The organism is Actinomyces acetigenes (assembly GCF_031296635.1).
Taxonomy (GTDB): domain Bacteria; phylum Actinomycetota; class Actinomycetes; order Actinomycetales; family Actinomycetaceae; genus Actinomyces; species Actinomyces acetigenes.
Map to the genome: position 1 here is coordinate 1 of NZ_JASPFC010000098.1, position 1,178 is coordinate 1,178.

At 77.2% G+C, this 1,178-nt stretch carries 1 protein-coding gene; it reads right to left on the reverse strand.

Annotated elements, in window-relative coordinates; all coding sequences use genetic code 11:
- Positions 1-1,170: uroporphyrinogen decarboxylase (locus RIV14_RS13645; RefSeq protein WP_309325264.1), on the reverse strand; the 1,170-nt coding region annotated here is incomplete at its 3' end.
- Between the last annotated feature and the right edge of the window lie 8 nt (positions 1,171-1,178).

Here is a 1,178-nt window from a genome sequence, read left to right on the forward strand (position 1 = left end):
CCCGGCCAGGGCCATGGCCTCCCAGTCGGCCGAGCCGTGCACCCGCGCCACGATCCGGGTGAGGACATCCGCGTCAGTGGCCGGCGGCACCCCGTGCCCCAGGTTGACCACGTGTCCCGGCGCCGCGCGCCCGGCCGCCAGCACCGCGTCGACCTCCTCGGCGACCAGCGGCCACGGCGCCGCCAGCAGCGCCGGGTCGAGGTTGCCCTGGACCGGGCAGGCCCCCGCCTGCGGGTCGGCCCCGGCCAGCGCCTCAATCGCCTCACCCAGCTCGATGCGCTCGTCCACGCCGACGGCGTCGGCCCCCACCTGCCGCATGAGCCCCAGCAGCCGGGCGGTCCCGGTCCCGAAGTGGATGAGCGGCACAGCCTCACCGGTGGTGGGGGACAGGGCGCCCCGGGCCGTCTCCAGGGCGAGCGCCGAGTAGGGGGCCACGCGCTCGCGGTAGGTACGTGGGGACAGTGAGCCCGCCCAGGAGTCGAAGAGCTGGGCCGCGGCCGCCCCGGCGCGCACCTGTGCGGCGATGAACTCGCCGGTCAGGCGTGCGCACCACGTCATGAGCCGGTCCCAGGAGTCGGGGTCGGCGCGCATGAGCGTGCGCGCCGCCAGGTGGTCGCGACTGGGTCGGCCCTCCACTAGGTAGGCCGCCAGCGTGAAGGGCGCCCCGCCGAAGGCGAGCACCGGCGTCCACCCCGCCGACCCGGCGCTGTGCTCCAGCCCGGCGCGCGCCCGCTCACTGAGCCCCTCGCGCGCGCCGGGTGCCTGCGGACTTCCCAGCTCGACGACGACGCGCCGCACCGCCTCCTCGATCGCCCCGACCCCCTCGGCGCCGGGGCCGTCACCGAAGCGGCGGGCCACCAGCTCATCCACCTCGCGGCCGCTGCGCACCGGGGCGTCGAGGACCGGCCCGACGCCCTCCTCGATCCGCACCCCGACGCCCGCCAGGCGCAGCGGCACCATGATGTCGGAGAAGAAGACGGCGGCGTCGACGCCGTGGCGCCGCACCGGCTGCAGCGTCACCTCCGCCGCGAGCGCGGGATCCAGGCAGGCCTCCAGCATCGGGACGCCGGCGCGCGCCCGCAGCGCCCGGTACTCCGGCAGCGACCGTCCCGCCTGACGCATGAACCACACGGGCGTTCGCGCGGGTCTCCGGCCCGCCAACGCGTCCAGGAGCGCGG